Annotated in this window: 23 protein-coding genes and 3 tRNA genes; 13 read left to right on the forward strand and 13 right to left on the reverse strand. The window is 69.9% G+C overall.

The window, feature by feature from the left end:
• Positions 1 to 3 precede the first annotated feature (3 nt).
• Positions 4 to 1041 (forward strand): rod shape-determining protein, encoded by a 1038-nt coding sequence (locus ACFY1E_RS01930; protein ID WP_389070232.1) that lies wholly within the window; start codon positions 4 to 6, stop codon positions 1039 to 1041.
• Positions 1042 to 1075: 34 nt separating this feature from the next.
• Here ACFY1E_RS01930 and ACFY1E_RS01935 read toward each other — a convergent pair whose 3' ends face one another.
• The 3 genes from ACFY1E_RS01935 to ACFY1E_RS01945 form a co-directional block, all read right to left on the reverse strand.
• On the reverse strand, positions 1076 to 2029 hold the full coding sequence (locus ACFY1E_RS01935; protein ID WP_389070234.1) for an anti-sigma factor RsbA family regulatory protein: 954 nt from the start codon (positions 2027 to 2029) through the stop codon (positions 1076 to 1078).
• Positions 2030 to 2429: 400 nt separating this feature from the next.
• Positions 2430 to 3551: a DUF2235 domain-containing protein gene (locus ACFY1E_RS01940; protein WP_389070236.1), complete on the reverse strand. Its 1122-nt coding sequence runs from the start codon at positions 3549 to 3551 to the stop codon at positions 2430 to 2432.
• A 13-nt stretch (positions 3552 to 3564) separates the two neighbouring features.
• Complete coding sequence (locus ACFY1E_RS01945) at positions 3565 to 4440, reverse strand: DUF6424 family protein (protein ID WP_389070238.1); 876 nt, start codon at positions 4438 to 4440, stop codon at positions 3565 to 3567.
• Between the two features lie 181 nt (positions 4441 to 4621).
• On the opposite strand from ACFY1E_RS01945, the gene ACFY1E_RS01950 reads away from it, so the two are divergent.
• Complete coding sequence (locus ACFY1E_RS01950; protein WP_389070239.1) at positions 4622 to 5101, forward strand: hypothetical protein; 480 nt, start codon at positions 4622 to 4624, stop codon at positions 5099 to 5101.
• Positions 5102 to 5224: 123 nt separating this feature from the next.
• Here the strand turns inward: ACFY1E_RS01950 and ACFY1E_RS01955 are convergent, their stop codons facing one another.
• From ACFY1E_RS01955 to ACFY1E_RS01965, 3 genes are all read right to left on the reverse strand, one after another.
• The gene (locus ACFY1E_RS01955; RefSeq protein WP_389070242.1) at positions 5225 to 6544 is read right to left on the reverse strand and encodes a CynX/NimT family MFS transporter; all 1320 of its coding nucleotides are present in this window, start codon (positions 6542 to 6544) and stop codon (positions 5225 to 5227) included.
• Between the two features lie 101 nt (positions 6545 to 6645).
• Entirely contained in the window at positions 6646 to 7761 is a 1116-nt protein-coding gene (locus ACFY1E_RS01960) for a hypothetical protein (RefSeq protein ID WP_389070244.1), read from the reverse strand.
• A 231-nt stretch (positions 7762 to 7992) separates the two neighbouring features.
• Positions 7993 to 8580, reverse strand: a complete 588-nt coding sequence (locus ACFY1E_RS01965; RefSeq protein WP_389070246.1) for an isochorismatase family protein — start codon at positions 8578 to 8580, stop codon at positions 7993 to 7995.
• Positions 8581 to 8791: 211 nt separating this feature from the next.
• On the opposite strand from ACFY1E_RS01965, the gene ACFY1E_RS01970 reads away from it, so the two are divergent.
• Together ACFY1E_RS01970 and ACFY1E_RS01975 are read left to right on the forward strand one after the other, a co-directional pair.
• On the forward strand, positions 8792 to 9460 hold the full coding sequence (locus ACFY1E_RS01970) for a TetR/AcrR family transcriptional regulator (protein WP_389070248.1): 669 nt from the start codon (positions 8792 to 8794) through the stop codon (positions 9458 to 9460).
• A gap of 113 nt (positions 9461 to 9573) precedes the next feature.
• Complete coding sequence (locus ACFY1E_RS01975; protein WP_389070250.1) at positions 9574 to 10413, forward strand: TauD/TfdA family dioxygenase; 840 nt, start codon at positions 9574 to 9576, stop codon at positions 10411 to 10413.
• A gap of 44 nt (positions 10414 to 10457) precedes the next feature.
• On the opposite strand, the gene ACFY1E_RS01980 is transcribed toward ACFY1E_RS01975, so the two are convergent.
• Complete coding sequence (locus ACFY1E_RS01980; RefSeq protein ID WP_389070252.1) at positions 10458 to 11063, reverse strand: TetR family transcriptional regulator; 606 nt, start codon at positions 11061 to 11063, stop codon at positions 10458 to 10460.
• A gap of 647 nt (positions 11064 to 11710) precedes the next feature.
• On the opposite strand from ACFY1E_RS01980, the gene ACFY1E_RS01985 reads away from it, so the two are divergent.
• The 5 genes from ACFY1E_RS01985 (at position 11711) to ACFY1E_RS02005 (ending at position 15939) form a co-directional block, all read left to right on the forward strand.
• Positions 11711 to 12250 (forward strand): 2Fe-2S iron-sulfur cluster-binding protein, encoded by a 540-nt coding sequence (locus ACFY1E_RS01985; protein WP_389070254.1) that lies wholly within the window; start codon positions 11711 to 11713, stop codon positions 12248 to 12250.
• A gap of 14 nt (positions 12251 to 12264) precedes the next feature.
• Positions 12265 to 13368, forward strand: coding sequence for an ABC transporter substrate-binding protein (locus tag ACFY1E_RS01990; protein WP_389070257.1), 1104 nt, complete (start codon positions 12265 to 12267; stop codon positions 13366 to 13368).
• A gap of 80 nt (positions 13369 to 13448) precedes the next feature.
• Entirely contained in the window at positions 13449 to 14321 is an 873-nt protein-coding gene (locus ACFY1E_RS01995) for an ABC transporter ATP-binding protein (RefSeq protein WP_389070260.1), read from the forward strand.
• Complete coding sequence (locus ACFY1E_RS02000; protein WP_389070262.1) at positions 14318 to 15097, forward strand: ABC transporter permease; 780 nt, start codon at positions 14318 to 14320, stop codon at positions 15095 to 15097. The genes ACFY1E_RS01995 and ACFY1E_RS02000 overlap by 4 nt, the downstream gene beginning before the upstream one ends.
• Entirely contained in the window at positions 15094 to 15939 is an 846-nt protein-coding gene (locus tag ACFY1E_RS02005) for an ABC transporter permease (RefSeq protein ID WP_389070265.1), read from the forward strand. Before ACFY1E_RS02000 ends, ACFY1E_RS02005 begins: the two co-directional genes overlap by 4 nt.
• 270 nt (positions 15940 to 16209) lie before the next feature.
• Here the strand turns inward: ACFY1E_RS02005 and ACFY1E_RS02010 are convergent, their stop codons facing one another.
• The 4 genes from ACFY1E_RS02010 to ACFY1E_RS02025 form a co-directional block, all read right to left on the reverse strand.
• On the reverse strand, positions 16210 to 16470 hold the full coding sequence (locus ACFY1E_RS02010) for a hypothetical protein (protein WP_389070267.1): 261 nt from the start codon (positions 16468 to 16470) through the stop codon (positions 16210 to 16212).
• A gap of 261 nt (positions 16471 to 16731) precedes the next feature.
• Positions 16732 to 16808, reverse strand: a tRNA-Ile gene (locus ACFY1E_RS02015).
• Between the two features lie 166 nt (positions 16809 to 16974).
• Positions 16975 to 17047 (reverse strand) — tRNA-Asn (locus ACFY1E_RS02020).
• A gap of 5 nt (positions 17048 to 17052) precedes the next feature.
• A tRNA-Asn gene (locus ACFY1E_RS02025) sits at positions 17053 to 17125 on the reverse strand.
• A gap of 133 nt (positions 17126 to 17258) precedes the next feature.
• Here ACFY1E_RS02025 and ACFY1E_RS02030 point away from each other — a divergent pair.
• From ACFY1E_RS02030 to ACFY1E_RS02045, 4 genes are all read left to right on the forward strand, one after another.
• Entirely contained in the window at positions 17259 to 17564 is a 306-nt protein-coding gene (locus ACFY1E_RS02030; protein ID WP_389070269.1) for a YtxH domain-containing protein, read from the forward strand.
• Between the two features lie 78 nt (positions 17565 to 17642).
• Positions 17643 to 19085: an FGGY family carbohydrate kinase gene (locus ACFY1E_RS02035; RefSeq protein ID WP_389070271.1), complete on the forward strand. Its 1443-nt coding sequence runs from the start codon at positions 17643 to 17645 to the stop codon at positions 19083 to 19085.
• 115 nt (positions 19086 to 19200) lie between these two features.
• Entirely contained in the window at positions 19201 to 20934 is a 1734-nt protein-coding gene (locus ACFY1E_RS02040) for an ABC transporter ATP-binding protein (RefSeq protein WP_389070273.1), read from the forward strand.
• Positions 20934 to 22865 (forward strand): ABC transporter ATP-binding protein, encoded by a 1932-nt coding sequence (locus ACFY1E_RS02045; protein ID WP_389070275.1) that lies wholly within the window; start codon positions 20934 to 20936, stop codon positions 22863 to 22865. The genes ACFY1E_RS02040 and ACFY1E_RS02045 overlap by 1 nt, the downstream gene beginning before the upstream one ends.
• A 69-nt stretch (positions 22866 to 22934) precedes the next feature.
• On the opposite strand, the gene ACFY1E_RS02050 is transcribed toward ACFY1E_RS02045, so the two are convergent.
• Together ACFY1E_RS02050 and dnaG are read right to left on the reverse strand one after the other, a co-directional pair.
• On the reverse strand, positions 22935 to 24236 hold the full coding sequence (locus tag ACFY1E_RS02050; protein ID WP_389070277.1) for an RNA polymerase sigma factor: 1302 nt from the start codon (positions 24234 to 24236) through the stop codon (positions 22935 to 22937).
• Positions 24237 to 24339: 103 nt separating this feature from the next.
• On the reverse strand, positions 24340 to 26238 hold the full coding sequence (dnaG, locus tag ACFY1E_RS02055; protein ID WP_389070280.1) for a DNA primase: 1899 nt from the start codon (positions 26236 to 26238) through the stop codon (positions 24340 to 24342).
• Positions 26239 to 26241 lie beyond the last annotated feature (3 nt).

A 26241-nucleotide genomic window follows, 5' to 3' on the forward strand; every position in this document is an offset into this window, starting at 1 on the left:
TGCATGACCGCAAGTCTGGAGCAGTTGCGGCGCTGCCATTTCGCCGTCGACCTGGGGGCGGCCCGGACCCGTGTCTACGTCAGGGGCGTCGGCCTCGTCGTCGACCAACCGTCCGTCGCCGCCGTGAACACCCGCAGCGGCGCCCTCATCGCGGTGGGTGACTTCGCCGAGCGGATGCGGGGCCGCACCCCGGGCCACATCCGCGTGGTGCGCCCGGTGTCCGGCGGCACCGTCGTCGACATCGAGATGGCGCAGCGCATGCTCCGGGGCCTGCTCGGCGACAGACTCCGCCGCGCCCTGCGCCGCAAGCCGTTCCTGCGCGCCGCGGCCTGCACCCCGCACGAGGCCGACCCGCTGGCCCGGCGGGCGGCCGTCGAGACGCTGGTCGGGCTCGGCGCACGGCGCGTGGAGCTCGTCGACACGCTCATCGCCGCCGCCGTGGGGTGCGGACTGCCCGTGCAGCAGCCCGAGGCCACCATGATCATGGCCTGCGGGACGGCGACCACCCAGGTGGCGGTGCTCTCGCTGGGCTCGACCGTGAGCTCCGAACGCATTCCCGTCGGCGGCGATGCGGTGGACCACGCGATCGTCCAACACCTGCGCCACCAGCACGAGTTGATGCTCCCCAGCCAGTCCGTACGCCCCCTGCACCTGGCCCTCTCCGACATAGGGCTCACCGCCCAGGGTCCGAAGTCCACCGTGATCCGGGGGCGGGACGTGGTCACCGGTCTCGTCCGCTCGGTGCAGATCGACACCGCCGCCGTGCGCGAGGCGATCGAGACCCCGCTGACCGCTGTGGTCGACGTCATCGGCCGGGTGCTGCGGGAGTGCCCGCCCGATCTGGTCGCCGACCTCGTCGACCGCGGGATCATGCTGGTGGGCGGCAGCGCGCTGCTGCCGGGGCTGGACGAGATGGTGCGGCAGGCCACCGGCATGCCGGTGCACATCGCCGAACGGCCCGACGTGTGTGCCGTACAGGGCCTGGGCTACATGCTGGAGGGCAGGGTCGAACCGCTGGTGCTCGGCCCGGCCGTGATCTGAGCCCCGGACGGAGGCCGAGGAGTCGGGCGCCCGGTCAACGGGCGAACCAGCAGCGCACGGTGGTGCCGTCCGGACCGGTGTGCACGCGCACCAGGTCCGCGACGAGGTTGACCATGAGGAGCCCACGGCCGCCGGGCCGGCCACGCGGGACCGGTCTGCGGCCGGCCAGCGGATCGCTGAGGTGGCCCTTGTCGCGGACCTCGCACACCACGTACCTGTCCTCGGCCCACACCCCGAGCGCACCCGAACCGCCGCCGTGCACCACGCTGTTGGTGACCAGTTCGGCGGTGGCCAGCGCCAGGTCCTGGACCCGCGGGGACGCGAGGCCGAGGCGTACGGCCTCGTCGACGGCGCGGTGGCGGGCCTCGGAGAGGGAGTCCGTGTCGAAGCGGAAGGACAGGGAGGGCGGGACGGCCGGTACGGGCGGCAGCGGTTCGTTGTAGCGGGCCACGACGTCCCCGGGGGCGTAGGCCCTGCTGTCCTCCTGCCGTCCGGAGCCGCCGCGGACGAGGGTGGGGTGGGTGGCGTAGGCGTCCGCGACGACCTGCGGGGCGAGGCGCTGGATGTCGTACGGGCACAGGATGGTCGCACTCCGGCCCCGGAAGGCCGCGTTGATCAGTGCCTCGTGCTGGACGCAGGCGGGGTATTCGGAGGGTGTACGGCCGGCCCAGATCGGTTCGCCGATGATGCTCACGCGGGTGCCGGTCGGCTGGGCGTCCGCGAAGGCGCGCAGCACCGCGGGGATGATCCGGCCCGGGTTGCGTCCGGCCTGCCGCATGTCCAGGAACCGCACGGTGGCGGCGTCCTCGCCGAGCGCGTCCCGGATCAGCCGGAGGCGCTCCCCGGGCACGGCCACGGCGACGGGTTCACCGGCCGCGAGGGCGTCCCGTACGAAGGGGACGGTGCCCGCGAGGTACTCGTCCTCGTCGCCGTAGAGAAGCGCGGGGTGAACGAAGGGGGCGAAGCCTGCGTCATCGGCGGGGGTCACTGCCGACCACTCCCGTCGACGTGCATGCTCACCACCGCCTCCCCTGCCCCACCGGCTCCCTTGATGTCAGCCCGCGTACCCCGAAGAAAGGCTGTCACTCCTCCCAGGATCCGCGGGGTGGTGTGCGTGCGGCATCAGTACGGCAGGATCCGCCCCGACGGCGTCCTGCGGTCGATGGTGGTGTCGCGGGGCGTGGCGGGCCTGCGGTTGACACGGACGCGGGTCTGACGGTTCATGACGCCCTCCTCGGACCGGCTGGCTTACGTGAACCAGCCTGGTCCGCGCGCCACTTCGCCACATCGTGCCCACGGAGACACCTGCCATGCCTCCGGAGCACGACCCGGGGCAGAAACCGCTGCTCCCCCAGGATGAGGACGACCCTTAGAAACCCATTAGCCCGTTATGTTCGAGCCGGTTTGAACCAGTCGGGGTCGGCCCAGCGCTCGCGGCCGGCCAGGTCCGGTCGGTAGCCGGGGTCCCGTTCCCGGCGCAGCCGGACGCTCCAGTGGAGTACCGCCTCGGGAGGTACGGGACGTGCGCGCCTGCCCACGAGGATCCACGCCGGGCCGTTGTGGTGCACGGGGGCGTCGGCGAAGGCCTCGGTCAGCGCGGTCGCCGTACCGTAGGCGCCCGGCCGGAAGTCCAGGTCGTCCGAGACACCGTCGGTGATCCACTTGAGGGGGATGGTGGAGAGCAGGGGTGCGTCCGGGGCGTGGTCGAAGGTGCCGCCGACGTCGGAGTGCACCCCGGCGAACCACACCTCCTCCGCCGTGCTGGTGTCCGTGTCGGGGCCGGGGCTGCGCGGCCTGACGAGGAACTCCCGGTAGGGGCGCCGCAGCTCGTCGAGGGACACGGCGTGCCGGATGCGGGCGGCGTTGGGCAGGGAGTGGGTGTACGGCCAGCGCAGATTGCCCAGGCGCAGGAGGCCGGCCGCCTTCACGGTGTCCCAGACGCCCAGGTAGGCCACCGGCAGGGCGTGGTGCGAGACCTGCCGGGGATCGTTGCGCTTGACCTGCTCCCACAGCGGCTCGCCCTCGGTGCGCAGACAGAAGGCGTGCGAGAAGCGGGCGACCTCCTGCTCGCTCTTCTCGATCCCGATGGACTGGTTGAACGCGTACTTCGCCACCGCGTACGGCACGAGATTCTCCGCACCCGGCCGCATCAGCCCCGGCTTGTTGAGCATCCCGACCAGCGCACGCGCCGTGTAGGCGCCACGGCTGAACCCGAAGACGTACACCGCGTCCCCCGGCTGCCAGTGCTGCATCAGGTAGGTGTACGCCTCGGTGAGGTTGGCCTTCAGCCCCGTTCCGAAGGCGAGGCCGCCGAGCCGGGAGAGCCTGCGGCCCAGCGGTCCGCGGGCGGTGGCCGACGACATGGTGCCGACCCCGGGGTCGTAGTAGAGCAGCTGCCTCGACGGGTCGCCGGGCTCCAGCATCTCGTAGAACCTGACCACGTTCGTGGGGTTGCGGGCCCCGACCTGGTTGCCCGAGCCGTCCAGGCAGACGACGATCCTGCGCGGCATGACCACGGCCCGCCTAACCCGCCCGGCGGGTGCTGCCGCGCGCGCCGCGGGAACGCGGCCGGGCGGCCGCCGTGCGCGCCCCTGGCGTGAGCTGCTGCTGGAACGCCTCGAGCGCCATCGGGCTGTCCGCGGGGAGCACGGCCATGACGCGGCGGCGCTGCGCCTTGGCCAGGACGTCCCCGGCGGGTGTGCCGTGCCGGGCGTGGACGATGCGCACCCGTCCGTCGCCTGAGCCACGGGGGCCCACGGGGGCGACGCCGGCGTGGGTGCCGTCGGGCAGGGTCACCCACAGGTTGAAGTCGTCGTACCGGATGTAGTCGGCGCCCTTGATCGGCCACGGGTAGTGGTGCTCCCCGGCCGCCTTGGGCAGGATCCCCTGGTGGTTCCCGCGGGTCAACGGCACGCACGCGTTGAACAGCGAGTCGGTCCAGGCCGCGACGCCCTCCGCGTCCGTGATCGGAGTCTCCAGCAGCTTGCGGGCCCGCTTGTAGCCGAGGGCCTCCAGCGCGGGAAGGGTCTGGGGGAACGCGGCGACGAGGTCGGCGGCCTCCTGCCGCAGCCGGTCGACCTTCGCGGGGTCGGCACAGAACTGCATGCTCCACTCGATGCCGACCCGGGCCCGGAACATCCGCCAGCCGGCGTCCGTCTTCACCCAGAGACTGCCGCCGTGGTGCATCTCGTAAGGCCCCGGCCCGTACGGCCGCTCGGTCTTCCCCAGCTCCTGGAGGATCTTGTTCACAGCGGTCTTCGCGGCGCGGAACTCCGCGGACTCGGTGCGCTCCTGGTGCTTGACGAGCTGTATCTCCCAGGGGTGGTCCTCCCGTTCCGTCTTGCCGAAGGTGAGGGAGGGAGCGGACGTCGTCGCCGTCGCGGATCGGTCGTTGGCCATGGCGGCCTCCTTCTGTCGACCTGTCGACACTCCTCTTCTCATCGTCCTCCCAGGCCTCACTTCTCGCTCTGCGTAACAGCTGGACCGTTCAACGACCGTTTTCCGGGTCGGAGCAACTGGCCGAACAGCGGGATCTCTCCACACCTGCAAGGCCGCCCTGACCGAGGCGCACACTGGAGCCATGCGCCTTCGCACACCCGCGGGCGCCGTCCGGTGGCAGCGCGCCGCACGGCCGCTCGCTCACCGCCCGGCCCCCGCCCGCCCTTCGCGCCGGGCCCAGTTGCTCGCGCTGGTCGCCGTCCTGGACGAGGCGGTGGCCGCCCAGACACCGGCCGACGCGGCGGTGGCCGCCTGTGGCGAACCGGGTCCCGTCTCCCGCTGGACGGCACGTATGTGCAGCCGCCAGAGCAGCACCCTGCACCGCCTGCGCACCCGACTGCAGGACCTCGAACTCACCGAGCCGGACCTGCAGCAGGCGCAGGCCCGCGCGGCACGGCTCCTCGCGTACGACCTCTGGATGCTGCGCGAATCCCTCGACCTGGCCTTCACGCTCCGCCCCGACTCCCGTACGGAGGCAGCCCGGCTGCGCCTCAACGGCCTGGGCCGCCACGCCGACGACCTGCGCCGCCTGCGCGACGGGCTGCGTGAGGAAGCGGGCTGAGAACCGCCTACCCGAGGACGGACGAGGTGGCCGAGGGGGGATCGCTCGGCGGGGGCGAGGTCGCCTCGCCGGAGTCGGCCTGGAGCACGAGCACGACCGCTATGACCGCCATGGTCACGGCGGTCAGCGTGACCAGCCACCACATCCTGATCGGTTTCGCATGCCCGGCCATGGCGCCCTCCTTGGGCGCGAGCGTACGCGCAATGGCACCACCGGGACTCCCTCTTCACAGCACAGCGACGAGCACCACACCGCACCAGACCCCGCCGATACAACGAAACCGTTTCGTGCCGCTTTCATTCCTACGGCTGCTTCCGGTACGACCACGCCGAGCAGGAGCAGCAGCGGGAGGGTCCAGCCGCCGCTCGCACTGTGCAGGAGACCGATCGTCAGCGGCCCCGCGCCGGCGAGGAGGTATCCGCTGGTCTGGGCCATGCCCGACATTTGTGCGGCTGTCTCCGGGTCCGGGGAGCGCAGGGTGAGCAGAGTGATGGCCAGGGGGAAGGCGCTGCCGGTGGCGAGGCCGAGCAGGATCACCCACAGCCATGGGGTCCCCGGGACGAGGAGGATGCCGGTGAGCGCGCTGATCTTCAGCATGGCGATGGTGATGACCAGGGGTTTTTGGTCTTCGAGGCGTGCGGCGAGGACGGGGATGAGGTAGCCCATAGGGATACCGATGAGCAGCATCACCGACATCATCGTTCCGGCCTGCGCCGGGTGCACGCCGGTGTTCTGCATGATTTCGGGCAGCCAGGACACCAGGACGTAGAACGTCAGCGACACCAGGCCGAGGAAGACGGCGACGGCCCAGGCGAGCGGGGAGCGGCTGACGGTGGGGCCGTGGGAGCGCCGGGGGCGTTTACGGCGTTTCCCTTCTCCGGGGCGTGCGAGCGGTCCCCACAGGAGGGTTCCGGCGGCTGAGGGAATGGCCCATACGGCGAGGGCGATGCGCCATCCTGCAGTGCGGTCGAGGGGGACGGCGAGGCCGGCGGCGACGGCGCCGGAGGCGGCCATGAGGGTCATGGCGACGCCGGTGAGGGAACCGACGCGGTGGGCGAAGTGCTGTTTGACGACTGCGGGGAGCATGACGTTCCCGATGGCGATTCCGGCTCCAGCCAGCACGGTTCCGGCGAACAGGGCCGGTGCGGAGGGGATCGTGCGCAGGAGGATCCCGGTGGTGATGAGGGCCAGGGCGAGGGTGATGGCGCCTTCGGTGCCGATGCGGCGGCTGAGGGGTGGTGCGAGGGCGGCGAAGACGCCGAGGCACAGGACCGGGAGCGTGGTCAGCAGGCTGGTGGCGAAGGAGCCCAGGTGGAAGGTGTGTTGGAGGTCGGTGAGCAGGGGCGCGATGCAGGTGATTGCGGCGCGCAGGTTGACGGTCAGGAGTATGAGTCCGGCCAGTGCCCAGATGCGGGCGGCGCGGAGTGCGGGCGACGTGCGCATGTATTTCTTCCCCGTTGACATGGCAGCGGCTCCCCCTTGAGCAGGTAGGGGGAGCCGCTGGTGTTGCGGGCCGCCAGGGGTGTCCCGGCGGCGCGTGTGGGTCAGGCGTTGATGAGGGCCTGCTTCGCCTTGGTCTTGGTGTGGAAGGGGCAGGCGTTGAGGGCTGCCGCGTTCGCGGTCGCGTCCGTGTCGCCGAGGAGGGTGAGGATTTCCTGGCTGAGCAGGTCGGGCCTGCCCTTGAGGGCGTCGGCCAGCCGCTGGTCCTTGGAGAACACCATTTCGGCGGCGATGTTGTCCATCACGATGCGGGCGAGGTTGTCGAGTGCGACGTGGACCGCGTTGGGGATGGAAGGCGCCTCGCAGACGAGGTCGATCAGGTGGCTGTCGGCCATGCCCTGGTCCATCAGATGCTTGATGATGATGGAGTTCTGGTTCAGCTCGGACGTCGTCCACATCGACAGGACGACCACGTACAGCTCGTGCCAGGCGTCCGCGCCGACCTTGTCCTTCCAGCGGCCGAACAGGTCCTTGACGGCTTCGATCTGGACTTTCGCGGCCCAGTACATGTTCGTTTTGATGTCGTCGGCGATCTTCCCGGTGAACTTCTGGAAGCCGGGCATGTCGAAGGTACGGCGCCGAGTGATCTCGTTGAGGTAGGTCAGGCCGGCGTCGAGGATGTGGGCGCAGGACGCTTTCAGATCGGAGGGGAGTTCGGCGTCCTCCAGCGTGCGCCGTGCGGTGTCGAGGTCGGTGCCGAATGCCTGCAGCGGGGCGATCCAGTCCGTGTTCGAGGGTCCGGCGTAGGCGACCAGTTGGAGGTCGCGGGCGTCCATGTCGGTCTGCCCCGCGGGGACTTTGGGGTCCAGCGACGGTGCGATGACGGAGAAGATGCCGAGCGGCACGTGGGCGATGGATTTCGCCAGCTGGAAGATCTGCGAGATCGGCTCTTCGATGAACTGCCGGCCCTGGTGGACCAGGGTGTATTTACCGCCCTGCATGCCGTTTTCCACGACGATGACCGGACCGAGTTGCTGGAGGACGTTGGCCCGCAGCCTGTCGTAGTTGGTGCGCATGTCGGTGTCGACCTGGAGGATGTTGTTCCTCGCGGTCGTGGTGTCGGCAGCCGTGGCCTGCGCTGCCTGTGAAGCGGTGCCGGTCAGGAGAGTGGCCGCTGCGGCGGTGCCGGCTGCGCCGATGAAGTTTCTACGGGTGGTCACGTGCTGTTTCCCCCAGCTGCGATTCTTTTTTGGTCGCGCCCGACGAAAAAAGACGCTACTGCCCCAACCGGCTGGAAAACAGGAGTTGATTACACAGGGATCACACATAGATGCTATACGAATGCATAAACCGGACGGAATGGTTTCGGATGCAGGAACAAAAAAGCGCCCGAGCCGAAGCCCGGGCGCCCTGTGCGCAAATACAGGAAGGAATGCAAATACAGGAAGGAATTACGACAGGTCGGAGACCGAGGAAACCACCACTCCGTAGAGTTCCGTGATCGTCGCCAGGGCGCTGTCGTGGATCTGCTGCGCGGTGAGCACGGTGCCGCCGCCCCGGACGCGCGTGGACAGGCTGCGGGTGCCGCAGGCGTTCGCGACGACAGTCGGGTGCAGTCCGCTCAGGAAGGCACCCTGGGCGGTGAACAGGATGCACATGTTGCTCATGAACCCGGCCAGGATGACGTTCTTGCGGCCGGTCTTCTCGATCTGCTGGGCGAGGTCGGTGTTCTGGAAGGCGTTGGGGGCGGACTTGATGACGCGGCCCTCGCCGTCCACGGGGGCGACGTCAGCGATGATCTTTCCGCCCTCGGAGTCCACGTCGTATCCCTGGTCCTGGACGTGGATGACGGGGGCGCCGGCCTCGCGGGCGGCAGCGAGGAGCTTCTTGCCCTCGGCGATGGCCTCGGCGTGACCGTCCAGCTCCATCACGCCACCGGTGTACGTGTTCTGGAAGTCGACCAGGACCACCACGGAGTCGGCCAGGGAGGCGGGGGTCTCGTCGAAGCCGTTCAGTTCGCGCAGGGTCGTCGTAGCCACGGGGAAACCACCTTCGTATGTCGGGCCGGATGTCGCGCCATGAGGCGAGGGTGATCGCCCTGCGTCGCAGCCGGGCCGCCCCATGACGTTGACGACGCTAACACATCTCGTAATCGACGCTAACATCAGCCGAGGACTTCGCGGCACTCAAAGCACGAATCCCCAGGTCAAACATGTAAGCGGAACTATCGCCCACTGTTAACATGTCTCCATGACGACGGCCCGAGAGCGCATCCTGGAAGCGACCACGCAGCTACTCGCCGAGAGCGACGCGCCGGCCATCTCCACACGTGCCATCTGCGAGCGCGCCAAGGTGGGCGGTCCGGAGATCTACCGCCAGTTCGGGGACAAGCAGGGACTGCTCGCGGCGGTGGCCGATGTCGGCTTCGAACGCTTCCTGGCCAACAAGAGACGGAACCCTCTTACGGCCGACCCCGTCGCGGACCTGCGGACGGCATGGGACAGTCACGTCGCGTTCGCGCTGGCCAACCCGCACCTGTACCGGCTGATGTTCACCCCCACCGGCGACCCCAAGCCGCAGGCGGTCAAGGAGGCCCAGGGCCTCCTCCTCGAAGCCCTGAGGCGCTGCGGTGAAGCCGGAAGGCTGCGTCTGGCACCCGAACTGGCCGGACAGTCGATCCTCGCCGCCAACGTCGGCGTGTGCCTGATGATGCTGTCCTACCCCGAGCTGTTCGGGAGTCTGGACATCTCGCAGGCGGTGCGCGATGCCGTGATCGGAAAGGTCACCGGCGACGAACAGGAAGACACCCGCATCAGCGCCGCAACCGTTCTGGCCCGCGCACTGGCCGGAACCCTCACCGGCACCGCACCCGTGGACAGCACCACCATCGAGCAGGTGGCCCGCGCCCTCGACAACTGAATGCGGCAACGCGCAACGCACACAGATGGTCACGTCAGTGAAACACGGGGCTTCTACTCTATTGAACCGGTTGGTTCAATCAGAGCCCGGTTGTGCGGACTTCAGGAGGCGCTGTGCCGGACGTCAGCTCCGCAAGTTTCATCCCGCGCAGAGTAGCCGGCCCTCAGGAGGCGGCAGAGGTGCTCGCCGCCGAGGGCGCGGCCATCGTGACCGGGCTGGCGGACGAGGAGAAGGCCGTCGCGATGGGCCGCGCGATCATGGGGGACCGGGCCGTGCGTTGCGGTACCCAGTTCGAGGCGACGAAGGAGAGCGCCCGGGTCGAGGCGATGAAGATGAAGGCGCAGCCCGCCGACAGACGCGGCCGTAGACGCGACGCCGGCGGCCCGACCGAGGAGCGGATGGTCGCCCACAACGACGGCTTCGCTTTCGGTGACTACGCCCCCGACCATCTCTTCCTGTGGTGCCAGCGGCCCGCGGCCAGCGGCGGCGACTCCTTCCTGATCGACACCTCCCGGCTGCTGGACCTGCTGGCCGCCGACCCCGGCAGCGCCGCGCTCGCCGATTTCTGCCGCACCGTCGACATCGACCACTCCGAGCCCAACTATCCGCAGGGCGGCTTCTCGCCGATCGTCCGGCAGACCCCGTCGGGCCGATTCCAGGGCCGTCACCACCCCTATCTCGCGCCGGTCGAGGGACCGTTGGAGTCGGAGCACTGGACGTATGTGCGCGCCTGGCAGGACGCGGTCGTCGCGGCCCGTGACAGCGGGCCGATGTTCCGGGTGGGCCCGGGTGAGATGATCTGCATCGACAACTACCGGGTACTGCACGGCAGGGACGGGTACAGCGACCCGCTGCGCAAGGTCTGTTCGATCTGGGGCTGGAGCCAGGACGCGGTCGCGGTTCCGGACGGTCCGCTGGACATCGTCGTCCCCCGGATCCCGATGGCATCGTGAAAACCTCGTCGTTCCAGGGACATGTGACGGGGAATCACGGTGTATCAGGTCCCAGGAGCGGCGGCGGCCGTCGCCGCCCGTCGTGCGATCGACTCTGCGGCGGACGCGATCACCCGATCGGTCCCGGCCCGGTCGCCCGAGGTGATCAGGTCCAGTTGCAGGCCGCGCCACAACGCGACCAGTTCCCGGGCCAGGTCGTCCGCGGCCGCCTTCGGCACGCCGCCGGTGGCCAGCGATGCCGCAAGGTGTTCGCGCCACTCGCTGCCCACCGACCCCAGGAAGCCGTCGAACCGGCCGCGTCGATGCGCGGCCAGGCCCAGTACCTCGAAGAACGTCCGGTGGAACGGCAGGTTCTCGGCCGCCGCCACCGCGTCCCAGGCCGCGGTGATCCGCTCACGCAGCGGGCGCAGCTGGTCGTCCATGATGACGAACGCCTCGCTGAGAATCGGGAAGCGCCCGCTCGCCTCGGTCAGCGCGGCCGTGATCAGCTCCTCCTTGGAGCCGAAGTAGTACAGCAGCATGCGGTTGTTGGTGCCGATCGCGCTGCCGAGCTTGCGCAGGGTCAAGTCCGCGACGCCGTGCTCCAGGACGTAGTCCGCGGTCAGTCTCAGCAGGCGATCACGTTCGGACAGCGCCGGGGTATCGGGCATGGCCAGCACATTACCCGCAGCTCAAGGGGTGTCACCGAGCGGCTCGGGACCCGACGGCGTGGCTCCGCCGACCTCCGCCTCACCGGCTTCACCGGCGCTCGCTTCGGCGGCCCGGGCCGAAGCAGGGCGTGGAATCCGTAAGTAACAAACACGGAATGGCAGGGCAATCTCCGTGCGCGAGTCTCGGCTTGGTCGTCCCGGCGACAGACAGTCGGCACTGAGCACGGAGGGATGCGCGATGAGCTTCGTCAGCGCGTGCAGCACGGACCTCCGGTGCCGTGCCCACCAGTCGGCCTGGACGCGCGGACGCGTGGCGCACGGTTCACATCCGGAGTCCGAGGGCCCTCACACCTGACCTCGTACCGGTGACCGCGGCCGGCGGCCCCGCCCTGTCTGCGGTTCCACGGCGCCTCTGCCCCGGGACCGGCTTCTCGCCGCACTCTTCCGCCGCGCGCTTGTCCCATGCCGTCGTACCCGCGGGCGCTTCACAGGTGTCGTCCGGCCGTTCCCAGCCGCGCTACGCAGAAGGATTTCCGCATGACCACTGCTCCACCCCGGCCTGCCCTGCCCCGCGACCGCCCGTTCGATGCCGACAACTGGGCGATCCTCGCCCGGCACTGGTACCCGGTCGCACTGTCGAGCGAGGCATGACCCACGTCGTGGCCGAGGCGACCGCCGCGGGCCGGCACACCGGGCAGCTTCACACCGAACGCTTCGCCGCGGCGGCTCCGCCATCCGCCGAAGCCGGAGACGGAGACAGAGACAGAGCGAAAGCCGGAGACGGAGCGAAAGCCGGAGTCGCCACCGAATTCACCGTACGGATCGCGAGCACCGGCACCGGCCATCGCATCCACGCCGACCGCACCCCCGCCGAGGTCCTCACCGCGCACGGCGTCGAGGTCGAGCTCTCCTGCGAGCGGGGAATCTGCGGCGCCTGCCTCACCCCCGTCCTGGCCGGCGAGCGCGACCACCGCGACGAGGTCCAGACCCCGGACGAGCGCGCGTCGGGCGGCCGGATCACCGTCTCCCGCTCCCGCGCCCGTAGCCCCGAACTCCTCCTCGGCCTCTGCCCCGGGGTCTTTGATGCCAGGTCAGCCGCCCGACCGGAGACCGCCCGGCACCGTCCGGGCCTCGCCCCACCCACGTTCCTCAGATCCGCCAGCAGCCGGTGCCGACCCGGCCAGTGAAAGGAAAGCGCGCCATGACCAGCAGTACGAACAGTGACGACAGAGCGTTCGCCGCCACCGACCGCCGTCTCTTCCTCAGGCGGGGACTGCAGCTGGGCGGCGCCGTGCTGCTCGGCGGCCCGCTGCTCGCCGCGTGCGGCGGTTCGGACTCGTCGTCCTCCACCTCTCCCACCTCCTCCGGTTCCAAGAGCTTCGGTGAGCTGACGCTTCGGCTGTCCTGGATCAAGAACGTCGAGTTCGCGGGCAGCTACATAGCCGACACCAAGGGCTACTACACGGACGAGGGCTTCTCGAAGGCCACGCTGATCGGCGGCGGCCCGTCCGCGACGCCGATGGAGACGGACGTCGTCACCAAGAAGGCGCTCGTGGCGATCAGCGCCCCCGACATCACAGGCTCGGCCGTCGCCAAGGGCGCGCCACTGAAGATCATCGGTGCGCAGTACCAGAAGAACCCGTTCTGCATCATGTCGATGGCCAAGTCCCCGATCGCCAAGCCGGAGGACATGTACGGCAAGAAGATCGGTGTCCAGGCGGGCAACGAGTCCGTGTGGGCCGCGTACATCAAGGCGACCGGGCTGGACGCGTCGAAGATCACGAAGGTGCCGGTGCAGTTCGACCCGCTGCCGCTGACCCAGGGCACCGTGGACGGCTGGTTCTCCTTCGTGACGAACGAGCCGAACACGCTGCGCCTGAAGGGCTTCAAGGTCGCGACGATGCTGCTCGCCGACACCGGCTACCCGCTGGTCTCGGAGACGTACTGCGTCCGCCAGGACACCATCGACAAGCAGCGCGACCTGCTCAAGGCGTTCCTGCGCGCGGAGATCAAGGGCTGGAAGGCGAACATCGCCGACCCGGCGCTCGGCGCGAAGCTCGCGGCCGAGACGTACGGCAAGGGGCTCGGGCTGACGACCAAGGAGCAGACCCTCGAGTCCAAGGACGAGAGCGCGCTGATGGTGAGCGCCGACACCAAGAAGCACGGCCTGTTCACGATCACGCCGGAGCTGGTCGAGGAGAACCTCAAGACGCTGAAGTACGGCGGCCTCGACCTCACCGCCGCCAAGCTCTTCGACCTCTCGATCATCGAAGAGGTCTACAAGGAGGACCCCAGCCTCATCTGAGGCTCCGACGGTACCGGTGCGGCCCCGTCGGCCCGCCGGTACCGGCTTCCCCTGCCCGCACCGCACACAGAGGTCATCTGATGAGTACCGCAGCAGCCGTTCCCGAAGCATCCGACGACTCCGGGGGGCCGGCCGGCACCGGCACCGGGCTGTCTTTGCGCGGGCTGAGCAAGGAGTTCAAGCTCGGCCGACAGCGCGTACCCGCACTGGCAGGCGTCGACCTGGACACGGCCGAGGGCCAGTTCCTCGCGCTGCTGGGACCGTCGGGCTGCGGCAAGTCGACCGTTCTGCGGATCCTCGCCGGGCTCGACAGCCCCACCTCCGGTACGGCCCTCGTCCACGGCGAGGACCCGGAAGCGGCCCGCAAACGGCATCACCTGGGCATAGCCTTCCAGGACGCCGCGTTGCTGCCGTGGCGCTCGGTCGCCGCCAACATCCGGCTCCCGCTGGAGATCAGCGGCATCAAGGCCGACCCGGCGGCGATCTCCGACCTCATCAAGCTGGTCGGCCTCGAAGGCTTCGAGAAGGCCCGCCCCGCCCAGCTCTCCGGCGGCATGCGGCAACGCGTCGCCATCGCCCGCTCGCTGGTCGTCGACCCCAAGGTGCTGTTGCTGGACGAACCCTTCGGCGCGCTGGACGACATGACCCGCCAGCGGCTCAACCTCGAACTCCAGCGCATCTGGCAGGCCCGCGCGGTGACCACCCTGCTCGTCACGCACTCCATCAACGAGGCCGTGCTGCTGAGCGACACCGTCGCGGTCATGTCGCCCCGTCCGGGCCGGATCGTGGAGAAGGTCACCATCGACCTGCCCCGTCCCCGCACACCGGAGATGATGCGCTCGCCCGAGTTCCACGCGTACGCCGACCAGTTGTCGGAACTCCTGTTCGGCCGCGCCGACACGCCCGTGGACAGCGCCGTCGACGCTCCCGGTCCCGCGGTGGAGGCGTCATGAGGGCGCGGCGTTCCGCCTGGGCCGGCGGGGCCGTCGGCATCGCGGCTCTGATCGGGGCGTGGTCGCTGCTGTCCACCACGGTCGTCGGCACCGGGGACGGAGTGCCCACCCCCTGGGCGGTCGTGGCGAGCGTGTTCGACGACGGCTGGACCTTCTACAGCCCGCATGTCGAGCAGACCCTCGGCGAGGCCCTGACCGGCTATCTGGTCGGCAACGGGCTGGCGCTGGGGCTGGCGGTACTGGTGCTGCTGGTGCCCGTGCTGGAGCGGGTGATCACGCAGATCGCGGTGGCCTCGTACTGCCTGCCCATCGTGGCGATCGGCCCGATCCTGTCCCTCGTCCTCGACGGGGACAAGCCGATGTCGGCGATGGCCGGGCTGTCGGTCTTCTTCACCACCCTCATCGGGGCACTGCTCGGGCTGCGCTCGGCCGATCCGGCCGCGCTCGACCTGGTACGCGCCTACGGCGGCGGCCGCTGGCAGCAGATGCTGCGGGTCCGCCTGATCGCCGCGCTGCCCAGCACGCTGGCCGCACTCAAGATCGCCGGTCCGGCGGCGCTTCTCGGCGCGATCATCGGCGAGTACCTCGGCCGCGTCGACAGCGGCCTCGGTATCGCCATGACCATCGCCCAGCAGCAGCTCGACGTGCCCCGCACCTGGGGCATCGCCCTGGTCTCGGGCGCGGTGGCAGGCGTCGCGTACGGCGCGGTCGGGCTCGTCGCCCGCTACGCCCTGCCGTGGTCGCGCACGACGACAGTGGAAGGCGGAGGCGCATGAGCACCGCGACACAGACGGGGACCAGGACGGACGCGGCCCCCGCGCTGCGCTTCGCGGCGGGGGTGCTGCGCCCGCTGCTGAACGTGATCGTGACGATGGCGGCCGTCGTCGTCCTGTGGATCGTCTTCCTTCAGGTCTACGACCTGGATCCGCTGGTGGCCAAGTCACCGGTCGACATCTTCCACTACCTGTTCACGGACGCGGACGCGGGCGCCCACCGCTCCCTGGTCTCCTCCGGTCTGGGCCGCACACTGCTGGACGCCGGGTTCGGCTTCGTGGCCGGGCTGGCGGCGGCGGTGGGCGTGGCGGTCGTCTTCGTCCTCCTCCGCAGCGTCGAGCAGGCCCTGCTGCCCATGGCGGTCGTCGTACGCTCCGTGCCCTTGGTGGCGATGACCCCGCTCATCACTCTCGTCTTCGGCCGCGGCCTGCTGGGCACCACCGTCATCAGCGGTCTGATCGTCTTCTTCCCCGCCCTGGTCACCATGACCTTCGGCCTGCGCTCCGCGTCCCGCCAGGCGGCCGACCTGTGCCGCGCGTACGGCGCCGGTGCCTGGACCGTCGCCCGCAAGGTCATGCTGCCCAGCGCGGTCCCCGCGTTCTTCGCCAGCGCCCGCGTCGGCGTCCCCGGAGCCCTGATCGGCGCGCTGCTCGCCGAATGGCTCTCCACCGGGCAGGGTCTCGGCTACGCCATGCTCAAGGACTCCTCCACCTTCGACTACGACCACCTCTGGGCCTCGGTGGCGGTCCTCACCGCGGTGTCCGCACTGGCGTACAACCTCATCGCGGCCATCGAGACCGTCACCCTGGCCCGCTTCGCACCCAACATCCGTCCGGGCACCTGATCCCGTCCGGCCGGCAGCCTCCATCCCCCGCTCCGCCGCACGTCAGAGAGGTTCGGCGAAGGGGGAGCACGGCGGCGCGGGACCGGTCGGCTCCTCGTTTCCGCGGCCGCCGAGGAGGCGGGGCTCACGCCGCCTCCGCTGCGACCGCGGCTTCGAGACCATCGCCCGTACGACGGACAGCCGGTCCGCATGACCGGCCTCAGGACGCAGGCCCCCGGCCCAACTCCGTCTCGATGAGGTGACGCAGATGCCGCCGCCCGTCCTCCACCGTCAACGGCGGTGTCCGGCACAGGCGTTGCAGGGCCAGCGCGGCGAAGCGGACGGTCGCACACGGCGCACGCCAGAACGCCGTCGGACCTCGGCCCGCTCGGCCTCCAGCGAATCCCACCTGTGCTTGCGCGCGTCCTCGGCGCTGGGCAACGGCAGGTCCTCGCCCAGGTCCTTGCGGGCCCGCCACAGCGGCACGCTCTGGGCCAACACCTCGAGTCCGTCATGGCCGTCGTTCCCCGCGACCTCCCCTTCGACGTTCACACCCCCTGCTCGTCCCCGAGGCGCACGCCAGTCGGGCAGCACCTGGGGCCGTCGGAGCACAGACCCGGCCGGACTCCTCGGCATGGTCACCCTCACCGGCCGCGGCCGGGACGACGCCGCCAACTCGGCCGTGAGGTGGATACGTCCACCGTGCGTCCACTGGATCTTGATCTGAACGCATGACCGGGGGCCACCACCTTGGAGTGGTGACCCCCGTTCGTACGTTTGTGCAGGTAGAAACGGTTCTGCCCGCGTAGCGAGTGGTGGGGCGGGTGGGACTCGAACCCACGGCCGACGGATTATGAGTCCGCTGCTCTAACCGGCTGAGCTACCGCCCCACGGCGGCGTGTCGCGCACATTTGTGCGCGCCGTCTGCCGCAGCATAGCCGCTCATACGATCTCCTGCTTCGGATGGTCGACTACGCACGCCCATGGAGACTGCACCGCCGCCTGCGCGGTTCCCGCCCACATGAAAAAGGACCCCAAGGGGGTCCTCTTCTTGTGCTCCCCCGACTGGACTCGAACCAGTAACCTGCCGGTTAACAGCCGGCTGCTCTGCCAATTGAGCTACGGAGGACCGAGCTCCCCCGACTGGACTCGAACCAGTAACCTGCCGGTTAACAGCCGGCTGCTCTGCCAATTGAGCTACGGAGGAATGCCTCGTTGCATCGAACGTACCTGCCTGGGTATTCGCCAGAGGGCGGGTGCTCGCTGCGACACATACATTAGCGCAAGCAGGGGGGTGCTCCGCCAATCGGTATCCCCCAGGACGGAAGGGTGGCTCCGCCATGCGCCACAAGTTCACGTTCGTCGTCGGACTGGCTCTGGGCTACGTCCTCGGCACACGTGCCGGTCGCGAGCGCTACGAGCAGCTGAAGAAGTCGGCACGTCAGGTCGCGCAGAACCCGGCCGTCCGCAACACCGCGGAGTCGGCCGCGCAGCAGGGCCGCGAGTTCGCCGGCAAGGCGTACCACGTGGTGAGCGACAAGGTCGGCGACCGCGTCCCCGACTCCGTGACCCAGCGGGTCCGCTCCCTGCGGGAGCGCAACACCAACGGCGCAGCAGAGGACGACTGGGGCACCAGCAACACGTAGCAGCTCACCTGCCGCGACGCGCCCGCACCCGGCGAAGCGCACACACCGCTGTGGCGCAGGACCCATAGAATTTTCGCCATGGGGATAGTCGCCGGGTTGGACAGTGCACCCGATTTCACTCGCATCGTCGTCTGCGACACGGACACGGGCACCGTGCTCAGGCAGGGGTATGCCCCGCATCCGGTGGACGGCGACCGCCCCGCCGACGTCGACCCGCAGGCCTGGCTGCTGTCCCTGGGTGAAGCGGCCGGCGGCGGGCTCCTCGAGGGCGTGCAGGCCATCGGCGTGTCGGCGCAGCAGAACGCGGTCGTGCCGCTGGACGCGCAGGGCGGCACGGTGCGCCCGGCACTCGTCGGCGGCGACAAGCGTGCGCAGGTCGCGGCGGCCGATCTGATCGACGCGCTCGGCGGGCGTGAGGCCTGGGCACAGGCGGTGGGATGTGTGCCGCAGGCCGCGCAGCCGGTGACCAAGCTGCGCTGGCTCGCCAAGAACGAACCCGATGCCGCCCTGCGCACCGCGATGCTGATGCAGGCCCACGACTGGCTGGTGTGGCAGTTGCTGGGCAGACCGGTCCGGAGGACCACCGACCGGGGCGGCGCCTCCGGCACCGGCTACTGGTCGGCGGCGACCGGCAGCTACCGTTCCGATCTCGTGGAGCTGGCGCTCGGCCACCAGGCGATGCTGCCGGAGGTGATCGGCCCTGCGGAGGCCGCGGGTACGACCCCGGAGGGGCTGCTGATCTCCGCCGGGACCGGCGAGACCATGTCCGCCGCCTTCGGCCTCGGCATCGGGCTCGGCGACGCGGTGGTCTCGCTCGGCGCCTCCGGGTCCGTCATGGCCGTACACCCCGAGGCCCTGGTCGACAGCACCGGGATGATCACGTCCCTCGCCGACGCGACCGGCATGCATCTGCCGGTCGTCACCACGCTGAACGCCGTACGGACCCTGCGCGGGACCGCCGAGCTGCTCGGGCTGCCCGATCTGGACAGCCTGTCCGAGCTGGCGATGAAGTCGACTCCGGGCGCCCACGGGCTCGTACTCCTGCCGTATCTGGAGGGTGAGCGGACGCCGAACCTGCCGCACACGGCGGGGTCGATCGCCGGGCTGCGGCGGGAGTCGATGAAGGGCGAGCACCTGGCGCGGGCGGCGTTCGAGGGCATGCTGTGCGGGCTCGCGGACGCGCTGGACGTGCTGCGCGGCCGGGGTGTCGAGGTGCGGCGGATCTTCCTGCTGGGGGCGGCCGCCGAACTGCCCGCCGTGCAGGCGGCGGCGCCCATGCTCTTCGGCGCGCAGGTCGTCGTGCCGCAGCCCGCGGACTATGCGGCGATCGGTGCCGCCCGGCAGGCCGCCTGGGCGCTCGGGGTCTCGCAGGGCACCCTCGATCCGCGCACCCCGCCCCTCTGGCAGGGCGCGAGCGGACAGGTGCTGGAGCCCGGCGACGAACTGGCGGTGGGTCAGGCGGTCAGGCAGCAGTTCGTTTCCGTCCGGGAGCAGACACACCCCGGCGCTTTCCGCCCATAAGGCGGTAAGGAGCACTGCTGTCGGCTTAATCGGTTGAGGTAACACCGGTGGAGTGTCCGACGATAGGAGCCTGGGGCATCAAGCCCGCCCCGCCGCCGACTCCGAGAGACGTAGCGTGCTCATACGACTTCTGCGGACCTACCTCAGGCCCTACAAGAAACCCATAGCCCTGCTGGTGCTGCTGCAGTTCCTGCAGACCTGCGCCACCCTCTACCTGCCCACGCTGAACGCGCACATCATCGACAACGGCGTCGTGAAGGGTGACACCGGCTACATCCTCTCCTTCGGCGCCCTGATGATCGGCATCTCGCTGGCACAGGTCGTCTGCAACGTCGGTGCCGTGTACTACGGCGCCAGGACCGCCTCGGCGGTCGGCCGGGACGTCCGGGCGGCGGTCTTCGACCGGGTGCAGTCCTTCTCGGCGCGGGAGGTCGGGCAGTTCGGGGCGCCCTCGCTGATCACCCGTACGACCAACGACGTGCAGCAGGTCCAGATGCTGGCCCTGATGACGTTCACGCTGATGGCGTCGGCGCCGATCATGTGCGTGGGCGGGATCGTGCTGGCGCTCGGCCTCGACGTTCCGCTGTCCGGGGTGCTGGTCGCGGTGGTGCCGACGCTGGGCATCTGCGTGACGCTGATCGTTCGGCGGCTGCGGCCGCTGTTCCGGTCCATGCAGGTGCGGCTCGACACGGTGAACCGGGTGCTGCGGGAGCAGATCACCGGCAACCGGGTGATCCGGGCGTTCGTGCGGGACGACTACGAGAAGGATCGTTTCCGTAAGGCGAACGCCGACCTCACCGAGATGCAGCTGGCCACCGGCAACATGCTCGCGCTGATGTTCCCGATCGTGATGACGGTGGTGAACCTGTCCTCGATCGCGGTGGTGTGGTTCGGCGCGCACCGCATCGACAGCGGTGGCATGGCGATCGGTGACCTGACCGCGTTCCTCGCCTATCTGATGCAGATCGTCATGTCCGTGATGATGGCCACCTTCATGTTCATGATGGTGCCGCGCGCGGAGGTCTGCGCCGAGCGGATCGAGGAGGTCCTCGGGACCTCGTCGAGCGTGGTGCCGCCCGTCGCGCCGGTCACGGAGCTGCGCCGGCACGGGCATCTGGAGATCCGGGGCGCGGGGTTCCGCTATCCGGGCGCCGAGGAGCCGGTGCTCAAGGGCATCGACATGGTGGCGCGGCCCGGTGAGGTGACCGCCGTCATCGGCTCGACCGGCAGCGGCAAGTCCACGCTGCTCGGGCTGGTCCCGCGGCTGTTCGACGCGACCGACGGCGAGGTGCTCGTCGACGGCACGGACGTCGCGGCCCTCGACCCGAAGCTGCTCGCGAGGACGGTCGGTCTGGTGCCACAGAAGCCGTACCTGTTCGCGGGGACGGTGGCGACCAATCTGCGCTACGGCAATCCGGACGCCACCGACGAGGAGTTGTGGCACGCGCTGGAGGTGGCGCAGGCCAAGGAGTTCGTCGAGCGGCTGGAGAACGGCCTCGACTCCCCCATCGCCCAGGGCGGCACCAATGTCTCCGGCGGCCAGCGGCAGCGGCTCGCGATCGCGCGGACGCTGGTGCAGCGCCCGGAGATCTACCTCTTCGACGACTCCTTCTCCGCCCTCGACTACGCGACCGACGCGGCGCTGCGGGCGGCGCTCGCGCAGGAGACCGCGGAGGCGACCGTCGTGATCGTCGCCCAGCGGGTGGCGACCATCCGGGACGCGGACCGGATCGTCGTACTCGACGAAGGACGTGTCGTCGGGACCGGCAAACATCACGAGCTGATGGCGGACAACGAGACCTACCGGGAGATCGTGCTCTCCCAGCTGACGGAAGCGGAGGCTGCCTGATGGCCGGGCCGATGGCGCGGATGATGGGCCAGGGCGGCGGTCCCGACAGCCGTTCGATGGACTTCAAGGTGTCGGGCAAACGCCTGATCTCCCAGTTCAAGCCGGAGCGGCTGACGATCTGCGTACTGCTGCTCTGTGTGGTCGTGAGCGTCGGTCTGAACGTGGTCGGGCCGAAGATCCTCGGCAAGGCCACCGACCTGGTCTTCGCCGGCATCATCGGGCGGCAGATGCCCTCCGGTGCCACGAAGGACGAGGTCCTCGCGTCCATGCGGCGGCGGGGGCAGGGCCAGATCGCCGACATGCTCCGCAGCACCGACTTCACCCCGGGCAAGGGCATCGACTTCGGCGCGGTGGGCGACGTACTGCTGCTCGCGCTGGGCACGTTCTTCGTCGCCGGTCTGCTGATGGCGGTGGCCACACGGCTGGTGAACCGGACCGTGAACCGGACCATGTACCGACTGCGCGAGGACGTGCAGACGAAGCTGTCCCGGCTGCCGCTGTCGTACTTCGACAAGCGGCAGCGCGGCGAGGTGCTGTCCCGGGCGACCAACGACATCGACAACATCGGGCAGACGCTGCAGCAGTCGATGGGCCAGCTCATCAACTCGCTGCTGACGATCATCGGTGTGCTGGCGATGATGTTCTGGGTGTCGTGGCTGCTCGCGCTGGTGGCGCTGGTGACCGTGCCGTTGTCGTTCGTGGTCGCCACGCGGGTCGGCAAGCGCTCGCAGCCGCACTTCGTGCAGCAGTGGCGCACGACGGGCAAGCTGAACGCCCATATCGAGGAGATGTACACCGGCCACACGCTGGTGAAGGTGTTCGGGCGGCAGGAGGAGTCGGCGAAGCAGTTCGCCGAGCAGAACGACGCGCTGTACGAGGCCGGGTTCAAGGCGCAGTTCAACAGCGGGGTCATGCAGCCGCTGATGATGTTCGTGTCGAACCTCAACTATGTGCTGGTGGCGGTGGTCGGCGGTCTTCGGGTCGCGTCCGGCGCGCTGTCGATCGGTGATGTGCAGGCCTTCATCCAGTACTCGCGGCAGTTCTCGATGCCGCTGACGCAGGTCGCGTCGATGGCGAACCTCGTGCAGTCGGGTGTCGCCTCGGCCGAGCGGATCTTCGAACTCCTGGACGCGGAGGAGCAGGAGGCGGATCCGGTGCGCGGCGAGCGGCCCGAGGAACTGCGCGGGCGGGTGGAGCTGGAGAACATCTCCTTCCGCTACGACCCCGAGAAGCCGCTGATCGAGGGCCTGTCCCTGAAGGCGGAGCCCGGGCACACGGTCGCAATCGTCGGCCCGACGGGAGCGGGCAAGACCACCCTGGTCAACCTGCTCATGCGGTTCTACGAGGTCTCCGGCGGGCGGATCACCCTCGACGGCGTCGACATCGCGACGATGTCCCGGGACGAACTGCGGGCCGAGATCGGCATGGTGCTGCAGGACACCTGGCTGTTCGGCGGCACGATCGCGGAGAACATCGCGTACGGCGCCTCCCGGGACGTCACGCGCGGCGAGATCGAGGAGGCGGCGCGGGCGGCCCACGCGGACCGGTTCATCCGGACGCTTCCCGACGGCTACGACACCGTGATCGACGACGAGGGCACGGGCGTCAGCGCCGGTGAGAAACAGCTCATCACCATCGCGCGGGCGTTCCTGTCGGACCCGACGATCCTGGTGCTGGACGAGGCGACTTCCTCGGTGGACACCCGGACCGAGGTGCTGATCCAGAAGGCGATGGCGAAGCTGGCGCACGGGCGTACGTCGTTCGTGATCGCGCACCGGCTGTCGACGATCCGGGACGCGGACACGATTCTGGTGATGGAGAACGGGGCGATCGTGGAGCAGGGGGCGCATGCCGATCTGCTCGCTGCGGACGGGGCTTATGCGCGGTTGTACAAGGCGCAGTTCGCGCAGGCCGTGGCTGAGGTGGACTGAGCAGGTGCCCGCGCCCCGCAAGGGGCGCGGGGAACTGCGCGATCAGCCCCCGCCCGCCCGCAGGCGGCGTCAGTCCAGATAGCCCCTCAGCTGGTCCGCGAATGCGTGGTCCCGGAGCTTGTTCAGGGTCTTCGACTCGATCTGGCGGATACGTTCCCGGGTCACGCCGAAGATACGGCCTATCTCCTCCAGGGTGCGGGGACGCCCGTCCACCAGGCCGTAGCGCAGCTGCACAACCTTCCGCTCGCGCTCGCCGAGCGTCGACAGCACCGCCTCCAGATGCTCGCGCAGGAGCAGGAACGCCGCCGACTCCACCGGCGAGGTGGCGTCGCCGTCCTCGATGAGGTCGCCGAGGGCCACGTCGTCCTCCTCGCCCACCGGGGCGTGCAGGGAGACCGGCTCCTGGGCCAGGCGGAGAACCTCGCTGACCCGCTCGGGCGGCAGGTCGAGGTGGTCGGCGACCTCTTCCGGCGTCGGCTCGTAGCCGCGTTCCTGCAGCATGCGGCGCTGGACGCGGACGACCCGGTTGATCAGCTCGACGACGTGGACCGGGACCCGTATGGTGCGGGCCTGGTCGGCGAGGGCCCGGGACATGGCCTGGCGGATCCACCAGGTCGCGTAGGTCGAGAACTTGTACCCGCGGGCGTAGTCGAACTTCTCAACTGCCCGGATCAGGCCCAGGTTTCCCTCCTGGACGAGGTCGAGCATGGTCAGCCCGCGGCCGACGTACCGCTTGGCCACGGACACGACGAGCCGCAGATTCGCCTCGATGAGGCGGCGCTTGGCCATCCGGCCCATGACGACCAGGCGGTCCAGGTCGAGGGCGAGCTGGCTGTCCAGGTCGGGCGCGGTGCTGAGCCTCTCCTCGGCGAACAGGCCGGCCTCGACACGGCGGGCGAGCTCGACCTCCTCGGCCGCGGTCAGCAGGGGGATACGGCCGATCTCGCGCAGATACTGGCGGAACAGGTCCGAGGACGGGCCGCCGGTGTCGGCGGAGCGGGCACGCGGCGGTGCCACCGGCTCGGGGTCCTCCGCGGCCTCCAGCGCCTCCGCGGGCGGTTCGGCCGGCTCGGGCGGGCTCTCGGGCTCCGCCTCGGGGTGGTGCGCGACGCGGGTCTGCGGGGGGACCGCGACGAGAACGTCGGTCGCGGCGTCCGGCTCCGTGCCGTCCGTACTTGTGTCGGTCTGGGTGAGGGTCTGGGTCTGCACGGGGGCGACCTCCAGGGTGATCGCTGCTGAGGTGTGCGGCAGCGCTGCTTCGGGAGCGGAGTCGACGGCCTCGCCGCTGTCCGTCCCGTACGCGATGAGCGGAACCGCGGGGTTGTGCGACCCGTGGGGGACGGGTCCGCCGCGCTCCGAGGACTCAGGCACCGGACCCAGTGTGGAGTACGACACATCGCCGCCACGAGGGGCGTGCGGTGACTTTTTGCAATCGGGCCGTGACCGGGCGGTTACCGCGGCGTACGCGAAGAGGTCACAGGGCCGCGGCGCCGTGCTCGCGCAGCGCCTGGTCGTACTGCTGGAGGACCCACAACTCGTTCTGTACGGCGGCCAGTTGTGCCGGGTCGCCGTGGGTGCCGAGGCGGGTGAGGGTGCTCTGGATGTCGCGGACGCGGCGCTCCACGGCCCGGCGGCGGACGGTCACGAGCTGTTCGCCCGCATAGTTCTCGTCGACGGTGCGGCGCATGATCGCCTCGACGGCCAGCTCCGTGACCATCGCACGGACCGTGTCGTCGGGCGCGGCCTCCCGGACCCGGACGAGGTAGTCCTGTGCGTCCTGGACGCCGTACTCCGCACCGCCCGCCTCCATGATCGCCTGGCGTACGGCGGCGTAGGGCGCGGCGGTGAACTCGTCGATGCCGTAGGCGTCGAAGGCCGGGGAGACCAACTCGGGGCGCTGGAGGGCGAGTTTGAGGAGTTCGCGTTCGGTGGCGTAGACGGGGTTGCGGAGGTTGAGGGCGGGGCCGGAGGCCGTTCGGCGCGGGGCGGCCTCGTACGACTGGGGGCCGCGCGCCGGGGCCGGGCCCTTGCCGCCGCGGTCGCGGGCCCAACGGGCCAGCTGGGCCACCCGCTTGACCACGAACTGGGTGTCGAGGATGCCGAGCATGCCGGCGAGCTGGACGGCGACCTCGTGCTGGGCGCCGCTGTTCTTGATGCGGGCGACGATCGGGGCCGCCTCGTCCAGGGCGGCGGCCCGGCCCGCCGGGGTGTCGAGGTCGTACCGGACGACGATCTGGCGCAGCGCGAACTCGAAGAGCGGGGTGCGGGGTTCGACGAGGTCGGCGACCGCCTCGTCGCCCTTCGCCAGGCGCAGTTCGCAGGGGTCCATGCCGTCCGGGGCGATGGCGATGTAGGTCTCGGCGGCGAACTTCTGGTCGTCCTCGAAGGCGCGCAGTGCCGCCTTCTGGCCGGCCGCGTCCCCATCGAAGGTGAAGATGACACGTGCGCTGCCGTTGTCCATCAGCAGTCGGCGCAGGATCTTGATGTGGTCGCCGCCGAAGGCCGTGCCGCAGGTCGCGATGGCGGTCGTGACGCCGGCCAGGTGGCAGGCCATCACATCGGTGTAGCCCTCGACGACGACCGCGCGGCTGGCCTTGGCGATGTCCTTCTTCGCCAGGTCGATGCCGTAGAGGACCTGGGACTTCTTGTAGATCGCCGTGTCGGGGGTGTTGAGGTACTTGGGGCCGTTGTCCGCCTCGTACAGCTTGCGGGCGCCGAAGCCGACGACGTCTCCGCCGATGTCGCGGATCGGCCACATCAGGCGGCCGCGGAAGCGGTCGATGGGGCCGCGGCGGCCCTCCTGGGAGAGGCCGGAGAGCAGCAGCTCCTTGTCGGTGAAGCCCTTGCCGCGCAGATAGCGGGTGAGGTGGTCCCAGCCCTGGGGGCTGTAGCCGACGGAGAAGTGCTCGGCGGCGGACTGGTCGAAGCCGCGCTCGGCGAGGAACTTGCGGCCGGTGTCGGCCTCCGGACTGGTCGCGAGCTGTTCGACGTACCACTGTGCGGCGATCTTGTGGGCCTCGACCAGGCGGATGCGCTCGCCGCGCTGGTGGGACGGGTTGTACCCGCCCTCCTCGTAGCGCAGGGTGATGCCGGCCTGGCCGGCCAGGCGCTCGACGGCCTCGGAGAAGGAGAGGTGGTCGACCTTCATCACGAACGTGATGGTGTCGCCGCCCTCCTGGCAGCCGAAGCAGTGGAAGAGTCCCTTGCTCGGGCTGACCTGGAAGGACGGCGACTTCTCGTCGTGGAACGGGCACAGGCCCTTGAGGTTGCCACCGCCCGCGTTGCGCAGCTGGAGGTACTCGGACACCACGGCGTCGATCGGGACCGCGTCCCGTACCGCCTTCACGTCCTCGTCGTTGATCCGTCCTGCCACGCG

The organism is Streptomyces sp. NPDC001604 (assembly GCF_042893475.1).
GTDB lineage: Bacteria > Actinomycetota > Actinomycetes > Streptomycetales > Streptomycetaceae > Streptomyces.

Excerpts from the sequence above, each read along its gene's own strand:
- ACFY1E_RS01955 (WP_389070242.1), bottom strand. The coding sequence starts at position 6,544 with ATGCGCACGTCGCCCGCACTCCGCGCCGCCCGCATCTGGGCACTGGCC.
- ACFY1E_RS01985 (WP_389070254.1), top strand. The coding sequence starts at position 11,711 with ATGACCCACGTCGTGGCCGAGGCGACCGCCGCGGGCCGGCACACCGGG.
- ACFY1E_RS01930 (WP_389070232.1), top strand. The coding sequence starts at position 4 with ATGACCGCAAGTCTGGAGCAGTTGCGGCGCTGCCATTTCGCCGTCGAC.
- ACFY1E_RS02045 (WP_389070275.1), top strand. The coding sequence starts at position 20,934 with ATGGCCGGGCCGATGGCGCGGATGATGGGCCAGGGCGGCGGTCCCGAC.
- ACFY1E_RS02000 (WP_389070262.1), top strand. The coding sequence starts at position 14,318 with ATGAGGGCGCGGCGTTCCGCCTGGGCCGGCGGGGCCGTCGGCATCGCG.
- ACFY1E_RS01970 (WP_389070248.1), top strand. The coding sequence starts at position 8,792 with ATGACGACGGCCCGAGAGCGCATCCTGGAAGCGACCACGCAGCTACTC.
- ACFY1E_RS01945 (WP_389070238.1), bottom strand. The coding sequence starts at position 4,440 with ATGGCCAACGACCGATCCGCGACGGCGACGACGTCCGCTCCCTCCCTC.
- ACFY1E_RS02030 (WP_389070269.1), top strand. The coding sequence starts at position 17,259 with ATGCGCCACAAGTTCACGTTCGTCGTCGGACTGGCTCTGGGCTACGTC.
- ACFY1E_RS01980 (WP_389070252.1), bottom strand. The coding sequence starts at position 11,063 with ATGCCCGATACCCCGGCGCTGTCCGAACGTGATCGCCTGCTGAGACTG.
- ACFY1E_RS01995 (WP_389070260.1), top strand. The coding sequence starts at position 13,449 with ATGAGTACCGCAGCAGCCGTTCCCGAAGCATCCGACGACTCCGGGGGG.
- ACFY1E_RS01950 (WP_389070239.1), top strand. The coding sequence starts at position 4,622 with ATGCGCCTTCGCACACCCGCGGGCGCCGTCCGGTGGCAGCGCGCCGCA.
- ACFY1E_RS01990 (WP_389070257.1), top strand. The coding sequence starts at position 12,265 with ATGACCAGCAGTACGAACAGTGACGACAGAGCGTTCGCCGCCACCGAC.
- ACFY1E_RS02005 (WP_389070265.1), top strand. The coding sequence starts at position 15,094 with ATGAGCACCGCGACACAGACGGGGACCAGGACGGACGCGGCCCCCGCG.
- ACFY1E_RS02035 (WP_389070271.1), top strand. The coding sequence starts at position 17,643 with ATGGGGATAGTCGCCGGGTTGGACAGTGCACCCGATTTCACTCGCATC.
- ACFY1E_RS01940 (WP_389070236.1), bottom strand. The coding sequence starts at position 3,551 with ATGCCGCGCAGGATCGTCGTCTGCCTGGACGGCTCGGGCAACCAGGTC.